Raw genomic sequence first — 13,685 nt, 5'->3', positions numbered from 1 at the left:
ATCATCCGGTAGGGGCGGTGCCCCTGATTTTGGGTCCTCCCCCGGCCCCGGCCCCTACACGGGTGCGCAGACTCGCGGTTTCTCTGCAGCTGAGATCCTGGCAGGGATGTCCGTCTTTTCAAGGACTTAGCGATGGGCAAGACAGTTACCAAACTCGAATTGAGCGAGATCGTCGGCCGTGACGAACGCACCCTCAGCCGCTGGCAAAAAGACGGCATGCCGGTGATCGAGTTTGGCGTAGGACGCGGCAACGAAAACCAGTACGACACGCAGCTGGTGATCGACTGGCTGATGCGCCAAGCCGCCCTCAACGGCAAGAAGGAATCCACCCGCGACCGCCTTGACCGAATCCGAGGCGACCGCGAAGAGCTGGCGCTGGCCAAAGACCTGGGCGAGGTCGTAATCGAAGCCGATCTAGTGCAACGCTTCGAGGCGGTAATCACCGCCGCCAAAATCGAGCTGCTCAACACGTTGCCCGACGAACTGGCCGAGACGTTGTCCGCGCAGTACGGCGTGCAGATCGACGACCAGCTGATTCGCCAACCCATCGAATCGATACTTAGGAGACTGTCCGCGTATGACGAGGACGACGATCTCGCTGGGGATTCTGACGAGCCGGACGATGCGGAGGGCTCTGAAGAAGACGGCGAGTAAGGCAATGGGGCGGGTGTGCCGCAAGTGGGCACCGCCGCCGCGCATGACCATCATCGAGTGGGCCGATAAATACCGCTGGCTGGCTCCCGAAGAATCCGCCACTCCCGGCAAATACCGTTTCGACAAAACGCCGCACCTGATCTGGCCTGGTGGCCCACTGGAGGCGCTGGACGACCCGAATGTCGGTGAGATCGTTGGCCGCAAGTCGGCCCAGGTGGCCTGGACATCCGGCGTGCTGGGCAACGCACTGGGCAAGTGGATCGACCTCGACCCCTCACCGATCCTGATCCTGTTCCCCAAGGCCGAGGCCGCCAAGCAATACGTGGCGGAAAAGCTGGAGCCAATGATCGAGGCGACCAGACGGCTGGGCAAGAAGGTCGACCTGCGCAGCCGCAAGCTGCAGCAACGCCAGGACTTCAAGCGCTTTCCCGGCGGCTTCCTGAAAATGGTCGGCTCCAACAGCCCGGCCAGTGTGAAGTCCACGCCGGTACCGCGCGTGGCCATCGAAGAGCCCGACGACTGCAACCTCAACCTGCGCGGACAGGGCGACAGCATCAAGCTGGCCAAGGAGCGTCTGAAAACCTTCCGGCGCTCGAAGATCATCATCGGAGGGACGCCGACCATCAAAGGGCTGTCAGCCATCGACGCAGAGCTCGAACTGTCGGACAAGCGCGTGGGCCTGGTGCCGTGCCATGGCTGCGGTCAATCGCACGCCTTGAGCTTCGACCATCTGCACTGCGACGAAGACCTGCACTATAACCATGAGGTTTACCGCAAGCGTCGCCCGGAGACGGCCTATTACGCTTGCCCGCACTGTGGCGAGATATGGGACGACCACCAGAAAAACGCCAACCTCCGGCACGGCCGCTGGGAGGCCACCGCCGAGTTTCGCGGGATCGCCGGCTACATCCTCAACGAGCTGTATGCCACGTTCCACGGCTCGCGGTTCGAAGTGCTGATGGAGAAGAAGCTGCAGGCCGAGCATGCCGCTTCGATGGGCAACATCGGGCCGATGATCGCCTTCACCAACAGTTCGATGGGCGAAAGCTACGAGTACAAGAGCAACGCACCCAAGACCGACGAGCTGGAGAAGCGCGCCGAACCCTACGCCGAGCTGACGGCGCCGAAAGGCGTCTTGCTGGTTACGGTAGGGGTGGACGTACAGGGCGACCGCCTGGCGCTGGTGATCATCGGCTGGGGCAGGGGAGAAGAGTCGTGGCGGTTGTACTGGGGCGAGCTGCCCGGCAACCCCATCGATCCGAACGACGCCGTGTGGGACGAGCTGGATCGCATCATCGCCACGCCCATCCCGACCGAGGGCGGCGCACAGATCGCGGTATCGGCCGTCAGCATCGACAGCTCGGACGGCAATACCAGCGATGCGGTGTACACCTACGTGCGCGACCGCCAGCGCTTCAACATCATGGCGATCAAGGGCGCGTCGATCGACAGCCGCGACCGGGAGATCTTCACCAAACCGGCGCAGTCGACCGATACCAGCCAGGACAACACCAAAGCGGCCAAGTACGGCCTGCGCGTGTTCATCGTCGGTACGCACAAGGCTAAGACGCTGATCGATGGCCGCATGCGGCTCAAGGGCAGCGGGCCTGGGCGCATGCACTGGTACAGCGAGATCCGCGCGGACTACTACGAGCAACTGACCAACGAAGTGCTGGCCCCGCATCCGCGCATCCCCAGCCGCATGGTCTGGCAGAAGAAGGCCGGCCGGCGCAACGAGGCGCTCGACTGTGAGGTGTACGCGCTGCACGCCGCGCGTAGCCTGAAAACACACCTGCTGCGCGACCACGAATGGGACCAGCTGGAGCAGCAACAGCTGCAGCCTACCCTTTTCAATACCGAACAGGCGGTGGCGCCGGTTCCACGTCGCGCGGTCGCTCGCGGTCGTGGCACGCGGAGCCGCGTCGGCTAATCGAGGTTCACCATGACAGAAGCAGAACAACGCCTGGCGGAAGTCAGGGCGGCGATCTCGGCCGTTCTGAAGAACGGTCAGCGGCTACGCCGTGCCGACCGGGAGATCCAGTTGGCCGAACTCAATAGCCTGCGGCTGCTGGAAAAGCAGTACGCCGATCAGGTCGCGCTGGAGCAGGCCGGGCGTGCGCGCCGTGGGCGCAACCGCATCTCGTATGTGGGGCTTTGAGCATGTGGCCATTTCGTAAACGAGAATCCGCAGCCGAGCAACTGATGGGAGAGGCGATCCGGGTGGCCAGGGCTTCGGCCGAAGGCCAGCAGATCGTCGCCCAAGGCGGCGGTGGCGGTGTAGAAACTCGCTGGCGTGGTGCCTCGCGGGTGCTGCGCAGCGTGGCCAGTTGGATACCTGGCCTGGGCAGCCCACGGCGCGACTTCAACCAAAGCGAGCGGCGCATGCTGGTCGCGCGGTCACGCGATGCGATGCGCAATCACCTGGTGGCTCGCGCTGCGATCACCCGGCTGCGTACCAACGTGGTGGGCACCGGCCTAGTCTGCCGTGCTCAGGTCGACCATGAGGCATTGGGCATCACCGAGGAACGGGCCGAACAGCTCAACGGCCAACTCGACCGGCTCTGGTCGCTGTATGCCGACGACCCGCGCGAGTGCGATGCCGAAGCCACGCTCAACCATTACCAACTGCAGGCGCTGGTGCTGGTGTCCTCGATGGTGGCTGGCGATGTGTTCGTGGCCAGCCCCGATCAAGAACGCGCTGGCTGCCTGTTCAGCACGCGCTTGCAACTGATCGAGTCGGATCGGGTGGGCAACCCCAACAGCGGAATGGACCGGCCGGATCTAGTCGAAGGGGTCGAGTTCGACGGCCTGGGCGCGCCAGTGGCCTACCACGTCTGCACCGGCTATGCCGGTGAGCATCTGGCAGGTAATCCCCTGCGCTGGGAGCGTCTGCAAGTGTTCGGTGAAGCGACAGGCCGGCGGCGAGTGCTGCACGTCATGTCGGACAAAGAGCGGCCCGGCCAGAAGCGCGGCGCACCCTACCTGTCGCCTGTGCTGGAGCCGTTGCAGAAGCTGGAGCGCTACAGCAGCGCCGAGCTGATGGCCGCTGTGATTTCGGCGATGTTTACCGTATTCATCAAGAAGGGTGACAACTTCCAGTCGGGCAACCTGCCGATGTCGGCGCTGGCAGAAGAACAGCCCGGCGGCGACGACACGTCGGACGGCGAGCTGGCACTGGGCGAGGGTGCCATCGTGGATCTCGGCGTGGGCGAAGAGCCGATGGTGGCCAACCCCAGCCGGCCGAATGCGCAGTTCGATCCATTCTTCACCGCCGTTGTGAAGGAGATCGGCGCAGCGCTGGAGCTGCCGATGGAGGAGCTGCTGTTGCACTACAGCAGCAGCTACAGCGCCGCGCGTGCCGCCATGCTGCAAGCGTGGCGTTTCTACAGCCTGCGCCGTTGGTGGCTGGCGTGCGACTTCTGCCAGCCGAGCCGCGAGCTGATCATCGACGAAGCTGTGGCCCGTGGCCTGATCAACTTGCCCGGCTATAGCGACACCGCTAAGCGCAAAGCCTATTGCCAGGCCATCTGGATCGGCCCGGCACGCGGTGCCATCGATGAACTCAAGGAAGCCAACGCAGCCGGCAAGCGCATCGAGATCGGCGTTAGCAACGAGACGCTGGAGACGGCTGCCATGACCGGTGAGCCTTGGCAGCAGGTGATCCGGCAACGCACCCGCGAAGTCGGCTACCGGCGCGAGCACAACATCCAGGCCTTGCCCAAAGGCGGACTGGAAGACCCGCCAGAACCCGAACCCAAAGAGAACTGATCATGCCAAGAGCACTGGAGCTGGCTGCCTCGCAGCCCTGGCTGATGCTGCCTGACGCCCTGGATAACCTGCTGACCATCTCGGATCGCATGGGTGACCCGCTGGCGCTGGCCACCAAGCGCGGCGAGCAACTGGAAGAGACCCGCCGCGTCACGCTGCGGGGCAACGTCGCCCTGGTGCCCGTCATCGGCCCCATCTTCCGCTACGCCAACCTGTTCACCGAGATCAGCGGCGCAACCAGCACCCAGGTGCTGGGCAGCGATATCCAGCGTGCGCTGGACGACCCTAAGGTCAAGTCCATCGTGCTCAACATCGACAGCCCAGGCGGTGTTGCATCGGGCATCAACGAGCTGGCCGAGCTGATCTATCAGGGTCGGTCGCGCAAACGCATCGTCGCCTACATCGGCGGCATCGGCGCGAGCGCGGCCTACTGGATCGCCTCGGCGGCCCACGAAATCGTCATCGACGAAGCGAGTCTCGCCGGCAGCATCGGCGTGGTCGTGGAGGCTGTCGTCGACGACGAGAAAGCCAGTGGCCGCACTCGGTACCAGATCGTCAGCCGCAACGCGCCCAACAAGCGGCCGGATCTCGGCACCGAAGAGGGCCGCGCCAAGCTCGGCGAAACCATCGATGCCTTGGGCGATGTCTTCGTTGGCAAAGTGGCCCGCAACCTCGATGTGGCGGCGGAGCAAGTTCCCGAAATGGGCGACCACGGCGGTATCCGCGTCGGCGCCGATGCCGTCAAGCACGGCCTGGCCCACCGGGTGGGCTCGCTGGAATCGCTGATCACCGAACTGGCCAGACCGGCCTTCAACTCAACAAGGACCAACACCATGACCACTGTTAAGACTACGGCAGATCTGCGCACGGCGCTCGCAGCAGGCACCGATCCAACCACCATTGAAATCGCCCAGGCGGAGCAGCCAGACCTCTCGGCAATCCGTACCGAGGCCACAACCGCCGAGCGTGAGCGCATCAAGGGCATCAACGCGTTGGCCAGCAAAGGCTTCGAAAAGGAAGTCGAGGCGGCTATCGAAGACGGCAGCAGCGTCGAGGCCACCGCCATGGTGATGTTCAAAGCGGCTCAGGATCGCGGCATTTCCCTCTCCGGCATCAAGGCCGATGCCCAGGGCGTGAGCAGCACCACCCCACCCGCCGGCGGCAAGGAAGGCGAGCGCAAAGCCGCCGTCAGCGCAATCGTTGCAGGCGCCTCGCGCCGTTGATAGGAACCCGACATGTCCAACCCTGAACGCAAGACCTTTATACCAAGCCAGCTTTCGGCAGGGGATTTCCCCATCGTCATCGACTCCGGCGTGGTCGCGGCCGGGCAGGTGCTCAAGCGCGGCGCCGTCCTAGGACAGGTCACCGACAGCCGTGAATACGTGCTGTGCAAGACCGCCGCGTCAGACGGCTCGAAAACCCCGACCGCCATCCTCGATCAGGACGTCGACACCACCGATGGCGCCAAGGCCGCGCCGATCCGGCTCACCGGCCAGGTGCTCGGCAACCGGCTCACGCTTGGCGAGGGCCTGACGCTGGCCGCCGCCAAGGCTGCGCTGCGACCTCTCTGCCTCTTCATTCGTTAACGGAGCCCCCATGACCGATATTTTCGACACCCTGACCATGCTGGAAGCTGTCGAGCAGATGAGCCCGCCGCGCCGCTTCCTGCTCAATACCTTCTTCAATGGCGGCATGCCTGAGACGTTTGGCACCGAGGCGGTGACCATCGACATCATCAAAGGCCAGCGCAAGATGGCGCCGTTCGTCCATCCGACGCTGCCCGGTAGCGTCTCGCAGCGCACGGGCTTCACGTCCTCGACCTACAAGCCGCCTTACATCCAGCCCAAGCGTTCCACACGCGCCGAGCTGATTCTGAAACGCTCGGCCGGTGACAACCCGTTTTCCACGCGTACCGCGCTCGAACGTGCGGGTGAGCGGCTTGGCCGCGACCTGCTGGAGCTGGATGAAGAGATCATCCGCCGCGAAGAGTGGATGTGTGCCCAGGCGTTGACCACCGGCAAGATCCGCGTGGTGGGCGATGGCGTGGATGACACCATCGACTTTCTGATGGAGGAGACCCACAAGGTCACGTTGGCCAACGGTCGCTGGGACACCGACGCATCGGACCCTATCGGCAACCTGCGTCAGTGGCGGCGTCTGATTGCCAAGGATTCGGGGCGCTCGGCCAACGTCGCCGTGCTAAGCAGCGGCGCGCAGGATGCCTTCCAGAGCAACAACAAAGTGCTGGAGCAACTCAACAGCCGCCGCGTCGACATGGGACTGATCAAACCCGAGGAGCTGCCTGATGGCGTGACTTACATCGGCTACTTGAACGATCCCGGTGTGGACCTCTACGCCTATGACGAGTGGTACGCGGACGATGATGGCAAGGATCAGCCAGTGATTCCCGAAGGCGGTTTGATCCTCGGTTCCACCTCGACCCGCAACGCGATGCTGTACGCGGCCATTCAGGACATGGAAGCCATCGAGAGCGGCCTGGTCGAAGCAGCCCGCTTCCCGAAGAGCTGGGTAACCCAAGAGCCAAGCATGCGCTGGTTGAAGCTGCAGTCGGCGCCGTTGGCGGGTCTGCTCGAGCCGAACGCTTTCCTCTTCGCGAAGGTGGTGTGACATGGCTGGCAAAGTCGAATACGTCGTGGTCGATGGCTGCATTCAGGACGGCAAGCAGATCATCAAGAAGGGTGAGGTCTACACGCCATCGAGCAAAGAGCTGACCCAGTTGCTGCTTCAGGAAGGCAAGATCGCCGGCCGTGGCCAGCTGCCCGTAGCGGCGGCCGGCGATGACGACGAGACCTGACCATGGCCTTCCGCGAGAACGTGGCGTCCATGGACTCCGCGCTTCTGGACGTGCTGGGCGATGAAGCCGAGATCGACGGATTAGCCGAGCCGGTGCCTGGATTTTTCTCGGCACCTTGGCTGCAACCCAAGCTCGGCCAGATCAACACCGGCCTGCGCGAACCTACGTTTGCCGTGCGGATCATGCATGCGAACGGCATCAAGGAAGGCATGCACCTGGTGATCAAGCTTGCGCCGGAGGATGGCGGCGGACGGTATGTCATCGCTGCTCGCAAGCCTGACGGCACCGGTTGGATCAACCTGACCCTACGGGAGGTTCGATGAGCGTAGGTTCTTTCTACAAGACCTCGGCCGACGCCGGCCTGCTGACGCTGCAGCTCGATCCGAAGAGCCTCAGTGGCTATGAAGAGTTTGCCAAGCAGGTACCCAAGGCCATCGCGGCCGCTCAGCGCCGAGCCATCAACAAGACCCTGCGCTGGCTGCGCACGCACATCGCGCGCGATGTGGGCAGCCAAGAGCGCATTGCGGTCACAGCTGTGCGGCAGCGGCTCAAGGCATACCTGTCGGGCAACAACGGCCAAGGAAAGCTCTGGTTCGGCATCCGTCCGCTCGAAGCCAGTCGAGCTGGCCGCGCGCGGCAGAGCCGTACCGGCGTATCGGTGGCCGGCCGGCGCTATCAGGGCGCGTTCTTCAAGACCGTTTATGGCGGTCGCCCCGATATCTGGATACGCACGGCCAGCAATCACTTCGACGCCAGCCAGTTCCCCGACGTCGAGGCCGCGCGCGGTGGCCATCGCTCCGGCTGGGTCGCGGAAAACGGTAACCGTTTCCCGCTGGCCAAAGCCAAGATCTCGCTGGACGACGTACGCCCGCACTTCGAGGCCTGGACCCGCAAAGCGCATGAGCGTCTGCAGGTGGTCATGGAGCAGGAGCTGAACTACGAACTGCTCAAATACTTGAGGAAAACGGGCAATGGATGAGGATGCGATTCCGCTGGCCGGCGTGTACGCGGCCATCGAGCGGCACATCAGCGAAGCGATTCCGGGCCTGGCGTATGTCGGGACGATGCCAGAGGGATTGGAGGTCGTGCCGCCGCCTGCAGTGGTGCTGGAACTGACCGGTTTTGAAGCGGCAGAGAATGACCCCGGTACCGGCGAAACGGCGGTCGAGGCTCGCTTCGAGGCGCGGGTGATCGTGCCGGTCGAGGAGGCCAACTGCCTGCACATCGCGGCCTTCGTCGCGGCGCAACTCGCGGTGCTGCTGCGGATGCAGTCGTGGGGACTGCCGTGCGGGCTCGCTGAGTTCATCCGCGCGGAGCGTGATTGGAGCCGCCCAGAGTTGGACAGCTTTGCCGTCTGGGTCGTGGAGTGGAGCCAGGTGCTGTACCTCGGCACGGAAGAATGGCCTTGGCCCCGAGAGCCCGGCCCGCTAGTTGTTGCCTTCGATCCCGACACTGGGCCAGGCAACGAACACCACTACGTCGCGCCGGAGGACTTGGGTTGACGTACGCAACCGCACAGCACGACCGCATGTTGTCGTGCCTGGTGATCCCCTGCCGAGTGGTGGCCGTCGACCTGGCGGCCGCCATGGTGCGCGTTTCCGATGGCAGCAGTTGGACCAGCGCCTGGGTGCGCTGGCATGCGCTGGCCGCTGGCAAGGCCCGTCACTGGCGCGCGCCGAGCCTGGGTGAGCAGGGCGCACTTATCAGCCCCAGCGGGGAACCTGCCCAAGGCACGTTCGTTCCGGGGCTCTACGGCAATGCCGGCGCGCAGCCGGACAACCGGGACCATGTCGAGGCGTGGCGCTTCGACGATGGGGGCTCGCTGGTCTACGACTGGAAGGCCACGAGCTACACCATCATGCTTCCCAGCGGCACCGCCACGGTGAAGGTAGGAGGCACCGAAGTGGTGGTAACCGACAACGCTATCACCGCTAAGTCGGGCACCATCACCCTAACCGGTGAAGTGGAGATCAACGGAGCGTTACGCGTAACGGGCGATATCTTCGGCGGCGCCAGGATCATCGACACCGCCGGCAATACGCCAAACCACAAACACTGACAGCCCGCATTCGCGGGCTTTTTCTTGCCCGGAGTTTTCCATGGCGACGAAGAAAGATACCGCCGCGCCGAGTGCGCCGGCGGAGCTGATCTATTGCGACAAAGCCTATGCGCAGCGCTCGCTGTTCATGCCCAGCGGCCGCGAGCTGGTAGTGCTGCGTGGCCGGCTGGTAGTGCCGGCCGGCGACGAAGAAGCGCGCCAGTATCTCGACGCGCGCAGCGACTTCGAGGCCCTGGGCCGGGAGAGGTGACCCATGATCGGGATGGACCGCCGAACGGGTAAGCCGCTGTCGGGCCTGGCCCATCTGCGGCAGTCCATTGAGGACATTCTGACCACGCCGCTCGGCTCGCGGCGCATGCGGCCGGAGTACGGCAGCACCCTACGGCGCTACGTCGACCTGCCGGTCAACGAGGGCTGGAAAAGTGCGGTGCAGGCCGAGGTGGCCCGCGCCCTGGGGCGGTGGGAACCGCGTCTGCAAATGGAGCGGGTCAAGGTGGTGTCGGTGGTCGACGGGAAAATCACTTTCCAGCTGTCCGGCAAGTACCTGGGCGATGACGTGGTACTGGAGGCAAGCGCATGACCATTGACCTAACCGCGCTGCCGGCACCGGCGGTGCTGGAAACGTTGGACTTCGAAGAGACGTATCAAGCGGAGCTGGCCACCTTCCAGCAGCTGATGGAGCAGGACGGGCAGGAGTGGTCGGCGCCGCTGGAAAGCGACCCGGTCACCAAGCTGATCGAGCTGGGCAGCTACCGGCGCTTGCTCAACCGGGCGCGTGTCAACGATGCCGGCAAGGCGCTGCTGCTGGCCTATGCCAAAGGCACCGACCTTGACCAGCTGGCTGCCAACGTCAGCCTGCAGCGCCTGGTCGTTCAGGCCGAGGATTTGACCGCGGTGCCACCGGTGCCGGCGGTGATGGAAGAAGACGACGCGTTGCGCGAGCGGGTGCAGCTGGTCTATGAGGGCCTGACCACGGCCGGGCCGCGTAACAGTTACATCCTGCACGCGCGTAACGCCTCGGGCCTGGTGGCCGATGCCACGGCCGAAAGCCCATCGCCGGCGGTGGTGATGATTACAGTCCTGTCGCTGGAGGGAACTGGGGCTGCGCCGGCGGCCCTGCTCGATACCGTCGCGGCCCAGTTGAACGACGATGACGTACGGCCGGTAGCGGATCGGCTCACTGTGCAGAGCGCGCAGATTCTGCCGTACAAGGTCAGCGCCAAGGTCTACATGGTCAGTAACGGCCCCGAAAACGAGGCGATCTTGGCCACCTGCCGCACGCGCTTGCAGGCCTGGGTCAACCCCCGGCGCCGGCTGGGTGTCGAGGTGGCCAGGTCCGGGGTCGATGCCCAGTTGCATATCGACGGGGTTTCACGGGTGGAGCTGACCGGGTGGACGGATATCAAGCCGACCAAGGCGCAGGCGGCCTGGTGCACTGATATCAGCGTAGTGCGGGGGACGTGATGAGCAGCCTACTCCCCAACAACCGCACGCTGCTGGAGCGCGCTGTGGAGGGTGCCGAGGCTGAGACGACCACTATCACGCTGCGCACCCTCTACAACCCCGACACCTGCCCGGCGCACCTGCTGTATCAGCTGGCCTGGGCCTGGTCGGTCGACCGCTGGGACGACAATTGGTCCGAGGCGGTCAAGCGCTCGGTGATCAAGTCGTCGTTCTACATCCACAAGCACAAGGGAACCATCGGCGCGCTGCGCCGCGTGGTCGAGCCGTTTGGCTACCTGATCGAGGTGGTCGAGTGGTGGAACATGGCCCCCATGGGTGTGCCTGGCACCTTCGCGCTCAAGGTGGGGGTGTCGGACTCGGGTATCAGCGATGACACCTACCGCGAGCTGACGGCACTGCTCGATGACGCCCGGCCTGTGAGCCGGCACATGGTCGGCCTGGAAATCAGCCTGGAAGCCAAAGGCCGCTGCTACATCGGCGCGAGCCTGAGCGAGGGCGACATTCTGAGCGTGTACCCGCCGATCCAGCGCACCATTGAAGTCGTTGGCGTGATCGGACGCGGTGGGCGTGAAACCACAATCGACACATTGGAAATTGGACATGGTTGATAAGAACACCCAGTTCTACGCGATCCTGACGAACATCGGCGCGGCCAAGCAGGCCAACGCCGACGCCTTGGGCATCGCGTGGAAAATCACGCAGATGGGCGTAGGGGATGCCAACGGCGCCGACCCCACCCCGAACGCGACGCAAAAGGCGCTGATCAACGAGTGGCGCCGGGCGCCGCTCAATCAACTCAAGGTCGACGACAACGATCCGTCGATCATCGTTGCCGAACAGGTAATCCCAGCCGATATCGGCGGTATGTGGATTCGTGAAATCGGCCTGTACGACGAAGCCGGCGATCTGGTGGCCGTGGCCAACTGTGCACCGACCTACAAGCCTGTGCTGTCGCAGGGCTCGGGCCGTACTCAGGTGCTGCGCATGAGCTTGGTGGTCAGCAGCGCAGCGAACGTACAGCTCAAGATTGATCCCAGCGTCGTGCTGGCTACCCGCGAATGGGTGGCCGAAGAACTGGCCCGCCAGGACTTCAAGCATTCGGTACTCGCGGCCACCACGGGAAACGTCACCCTTAGCGGTCTGCAAACGGTGGACGGCATCGCGCTGCCTGCAGGCGCTCGGGTGCTGGTCAAGGATCAGAGCGCAGCCAAAGACAACGGCCTGTACCTGGCCGCGACCGGTGCCTGGCCGCGTTGCGCAGATGCGAACACCAGCGTGAAGGTCACGCCCAATCTGCTGGTCTTGGTCGAGCGCGGCACGGTCAACGGCGACAGCGCTTGGCAGCTGGTCACTGACGGTACGATCAGCGTGGGCGTTACCGCTTTGGCCTTCGAAATGGTCTTCGGTCGCACCGGGGTGGCGCCTGGCACCTATCGCAGCGTGCAGGTGGACAAGTACGGCCGTGTGGTTGCAGGGACGAATCCGACCACCGCCGCTGGCTACGGCCTGACGGATGTCTACACCAAGACCCAGGTCGACGACGCGTTAAGCAAGAAAGCCAATTTGTCCTCGCCCAAGTTTACGGACGTGCCGGAGGCGCCGACCGCTGAGGTGGGAACCAGCTCCAACCAGCTTGCCACCATGAAGGCTCTGATGCAGGGGCTGAGTGCGTATGGATTGGCGGACAAGTCCAGCCGTCCGGCCGACCTCGATGCGCTGCGCGGCACGCGCTTTTTCGGGTTCACGCACTGGACCATTGGTGCGCCGGTCGAATCAGGGGCTTACGATGCGGTCGGCCTGCAGATCGAGTCTTATGGGCAGCGCACGCAGTTTGCGGTTTCGGGCGGCGCCAAGTTGCAGATCCGCACTGACGACAGCGAGGACTACACCGGCTTTTCCGCCTGGGGCGAGTTGGCGACCGTGGACGCGCTAAGCGCGTTGTCGAACGCAATGGACATCCAGCTGAGTCAGAAGGCTCCGCTGGCCTCGCCCAAGCTCACCGGCAAGCCCGAGGCGCCTACGGCAGGCAAGGGGACCAACAGCGATCAGCTGGCCACCACCGCGTTTGTGCAGGCGGCTATTGCCGCGCTGGTTGACTCCGCACCGGGTGCGCTGGATTCGTTGCGCGAGTTGGCAGCGGCATTGGGCAATGACCCGAACTTTGCCAGCACCATCCTCAACGAGCTGGCCAAGAAAGCCAATTTGGCCTCACCCAAGTTCACGGGGATACCCGAAGCGCCGACCGCAGCCGTGGGCACCAACACCGACCAAGTCGCCACCATGAAAGCCTTGCTGCAAGGTATGGCGTCTTTGGGGCTGACGTCTGGACGATCCACTTTTGTCGAAGACCTGAACGCGCTACGCGGCACCTGCTTTTTCGGCTTCGGCGAAAAGTCTGTCGGGGCGATTGAATTGGGCGGCGGATACGACGCCATTGGCTTGCAGATTGAGTCGATAGGTCAGCGCACGCAATTTGCGGTACCGGGCGGAACCAGACTGTTCGTGCGCACGGACGACAGTAACGATGCCAGCGGCTTTGAAGGTTGGGTCGAGCTGGCGACAGTCAATGCGCTGGCCGCCTTGGAAGCGCTGGTAGCCCTGAAAGCGCCCCTGGCCTCGCCCAAGCTCACAGGCTTGCCCGAGGCGCCTACGGCGGGAAAGGGGGCCAATACCAGCCAGGTGGCGAATACGGCCTTTGTTCAGACGGCGGTCGGTGCTGTGGTCGACTCGGCGCCAAGCGCCTTGGACACCTTGAAGAAGATCGCCACGGCGCTGGGAAATGACGCGAACTTTGCCGACACGGTGACAAGCCTGCTGGGTCTGAAAGCACCGCTGACCTCGCCCAAGCTCACGGGCACGCCCGAGGCGCCGACAGCCAGCAAGGGCACCAATACGGCCCAGCTAGCCACCACCGCGTTCGTGCAG

16 protein-coding genes and 1 pseudogene are annotated in these 13,685 nt (G+C 64.1%); all 17 read left to right on the top strand.

The window, feature by feature from the left end; translation table 11 throughout:
* The first annotated feature begins 132 nt into the window (after positions 1-132).
* The gene (locus B4M43_RS02735) at positions 133-654 is read left to right on the top strand and encodes a terminase small subunit (RefSeq protein ID WP_028694351.1); all 522 of its coding nucleotides are present in this window, start codon (positions 133-135) and stop codon (positions 652-654) included.
* Positions 655-697: 43 nt separating this feature from the next.
* Complete coding sequence (locus B4M43_RS02730; protein WP_296263957.1) at positions 698-2,584, top strand: phage terminase large subunit family protein; 1,887 nt, start codon at positions 698-700, stop codon at positions 2,582-2,584.
* Between the two features lie 12 nt (positions 2,585-2,596).
* Positions 2,597-2,812, top strand: coding sequence for a hypothetical protein (locus B4M43_RS02725; protein ID WP_296263956.1), 216 nt, complete (start codon positions 2,597-2,599; stop codon positions 2,810-2,812).
* A gap of 2 nt (positions 2,813-2,814) precedes the next feature.
* Positions 2,815-4,422, top strand: coding sequence for a phage portal protein (locus tag B4M43_RS02720; protein WP_296263954.1), 1,608 nt, complete (start codon positions 2,815-2,817; stop codon positions 4,420-4,422).
* Positions 4,423-4,424: 2 nt separating this feature from the next.
* Positions 4,425-5,645: a S49 family peptidase gene (locus tag B4M43_RS02715; RefSeq protein ID WP_296263952.1), complete on the top strand. Its 1,221-nt coding sequence runs from the start codon at positions 4,425-4,427 to the stop codon at positions 5,643-5,645.
* A gap of 12 nt (positions 5,646-5,657) precedes the next feature.
* On the top strand, positions 5,658-6,008 hold the full coding sequence (locus tag B4M43_RS02710; protein ID WP_296263950.1) for a head decoration protein: 351 nt from the start codon (positions 5,658-5,660) through the stop codon (positions 6,006-6,008).
* 10 nt (positions 6,009-6,018) lie between these two features.
* Positions 6,019-7,050 carry a major capsid protein gene (locus tag B4M43_RS02705; RefSeq protein ID WP_296263948.1) on the top strand — a complete coding sequence of 344 codons (1,032 nt, stop codon included), beginning with the start codon at positions 6,019-6,021 and terminating at the stop codon, positions 7,048-7,050.
* Position 7,051: 1 nt separating this feature from the next.
* Positions 7,052-7,237, top strand: coding sequence for a hypothetical protein (locus B4M43_RS02700; RefSeq protein WP_060482043.1), 186 nt, complete (start codon positions 7,052-7,054; stop codon positions 7,235-7,237).
* 2 nt (positions 7,238-7,239) lie between these two features.
* A complete protein-coding gene (locus B4M43_RS02695; RefSeq protein WP_296263944.1) occupies positions 7,240-7,560 on the top strand; it encodes a head-tail joining protein in 321 nt (106 codons plus the stop codon).
* The gene (locus tag B4M43_RS02690) at positions 7,557-8,216 is read left to right on the top strand and encodes a hypothetical protein (protein ID WP_296263943.1); all 660 of its coding nucleotides are present in this window, start codon (positions 7,557-7,559) and stop codon (positions 8,214-8,216) included. The genes B4M43_RS02695 and B4M43_RS02690 overlap by 4 nt, the downstream gene beginning before the upstream one ends.
* Positions 8,209-8,739, top strand: coding sequence for a hypothetical protein (locus B4M43_RS02685; RefSeq protein WP_296263941.1), 531 nt, complete (start codon positions 8,209-8,211; stop codon positions 8,737-8,739). Before B4M43_RS02690 ends, B4M43_RS02685 begins: the two co-directional genes overlap by 8 nt.
* On the top strand, positions 8,736-9,296 hold the full coding sequence (locus B4M43_RS02680; RefSeq protein WP_296263939.1) for a phage baseplate assembly protein V: 561 nt from the start codon (positions 8,736-8,738) through the stop codon (positions 9,294-9,296). Before B4M43_RS02685 ends, B4M43_RS02680 begins: the two co-directional genes overlap by 4 nt.
* Before the next feature lie 40 nt (positions 9,297-9,336).
* Positions 9,337-9,546, top strand: a complete 210-nt coding sequence (locus B4M43_RS02675) for a hypothetical protein (protein ID WP_296263937.1) — start codon at positions 9,337-9,339, stop codon at positions 9,544-9,546.
* Between the two features lie 3 nt (positions 9,547-9,549).
* On the top strand, positions 9,550-9,876 hold the full coding sequence (locus B4M43_RS02670) for a GPW/gp25 family protein (protein WP_296263936.1): 327 nt from the start codon (positions 9,550-9,552) through the stop codon (positions 9,874-9,876).
* Positions 9,873-10,760, top strand: a complete 888-nt coding sequence (locus B4M43_RS02665; protein WP_296263934.1) for a baseplate assembly protein — start codon at positions 9,873-9,875, stop codon at positions 10,758-10,760. Before B4M43_RS02670 ends, B4M43_RS02665 begins: the two co-directional genes overlap by 4 nt.
* Entirely contained in the window at positions 10,760-11,368 is a 609-nt protein-coding gene (locus B4M43_RS02660) for a phage tail protein I (RefSeq protein WP_296263933.1), read from the top strand. Before B4M43_RS02665 ends, B4M43_RS02660 begins: the two co-directional genes overlap by 1 nt.
* Positions 11,361-12,185, top strand: a pseudogene (locus B4M43_RS02655) (phage tail protein); the annotation flags it as partial. The gene B4M43_RS02660 and the pseudogene B4M43_RS02655, both read left to right, overlap by 8 nt.
* Between the last annotated feature and the right edge of the window lie 1,500 nt (positions 12,186-13,685).

Origin of the sequence: Pseudomonas sp. UBA6562 (assembly GCF_002434265.1) — a bacterium.
Lineage (GTDB): Bacteria > Pseudomonadota > Gammaproteobacteria > Pseudomonadales > Pseudomonadaceae > Aquipseudomonas.
This window is presented reverse-complemented; position numbering and strand designations above follow the sequence as displayed.

Excerpts from the sequence above, each read along its gene's own strand:
- B4M43_RS02735 (WP_028694351.1), top strand. The coding sequence starts at position 133 with ATGGGCAAGACAGTTACCAAACTCGAATTGAGCGAGATCGTCGGCCGT.
- B4M43_RS02730 (WP_296263957.1), top strand. The coding sequence starts at position 698 with ATGACCATCATCGAGTGGGCCGATAAATACCGCTGGCTGGCTCCCGAA.
- B4M43_RS02725 (WP_296263956.1), top strand. The coding sequence starts at position 2,597 with ATGACAGAAGCAGAACAACGCCTGGCGGAAGTCAGGGCGGCGATCTCG.
- B4M43_RS02720 (WP_296263954.1), top strand. The coding sequence starts at position 2,815 with ATGTGGCCATTTCGTAAACGAGAATCCGCAGCCGAGCAACTGATGGGA.
- B4M43_RS02715 (WP_296263952.1), top strand. The coding sequence starts at position 4,425 with ATGCCAAGAGCACTGGAGCTGGCTGCCTCGCAGCCCTGGCTGATGCTG.
- B4M43_RS02710 (WP_296263950.1), top strand. The coding sequence starts at position 5,658 with ATGTCCAACCCTGAACGCAAGACCTTTATACCAAGCCAGCTTTCGGCA.
- B4M43_RS02705 (WP_296263948.1), top strand. The coding sequence starts at position 6,019 with ATGACCGATATTTTCGACACCCTGACCATGCTGGAAGCTGTCGAGCAG.
- B4M43_RS02700 (WP_060482043.1), top strand. The coding sequence starts at position 7,052 with ATGGCTGGCAAAGTCGAATACGTCGTGGTCGATGGCTGCATTCAGGAC.
- B4M43_RS02695 (WP_296263944.1), top strand. The coding sequence starts at position 7,240 with ATGGCCTTCCGCGAGAACGTGGCGTCCATGGACTCCGCGCTTCTGGAC.
- B4M43_RS02690 (WP_296263943.1), top strand. The coding sequence starts at position 7,557 with ATGAGCGTAGGTTCTTTCTACAAGACCTCGGCCGACGCCGGCCTGCTG.
- B4M43_RS02685 (WP_296263941.1), top strand. The coding sequence starts at position 8,209 with ATGGATGAGGATGCGATTCCGCTGGCCGGCGTGTACGCGGCCATCGAG.
- B4M43_RS02675 (WP_296263937.1), top strand. The coding sequence starts at position 9,337 with ATGGCGACGAAGAAAGATACCGCCGCGCCGAGTGCGCCGGCGGAGCTG.
- B4M43_RS02670 (WP_296263936.1), top strand. The coding sequence starts at position 9,550 with ATGATCGGGATGGACCGCCGAACGGGTAAGCCGCTGTCGGGCCTGGCC.
- B4M43_RS02665 (WP_296263934.1), top strand. The coding sequence starts at position 9,873 with ATGACCATTGACCTAACCGCGCTGCCGGCACCGGCGGTGCTGGAAACG.
- B4M43_RS02660 (WP_296263933.1), top strand. The coding sequence starts at position 10,760 with ATGAGCAGCCTACTCCCCAACAACCGCACGCTGCTGGAGCGCGCTGTG.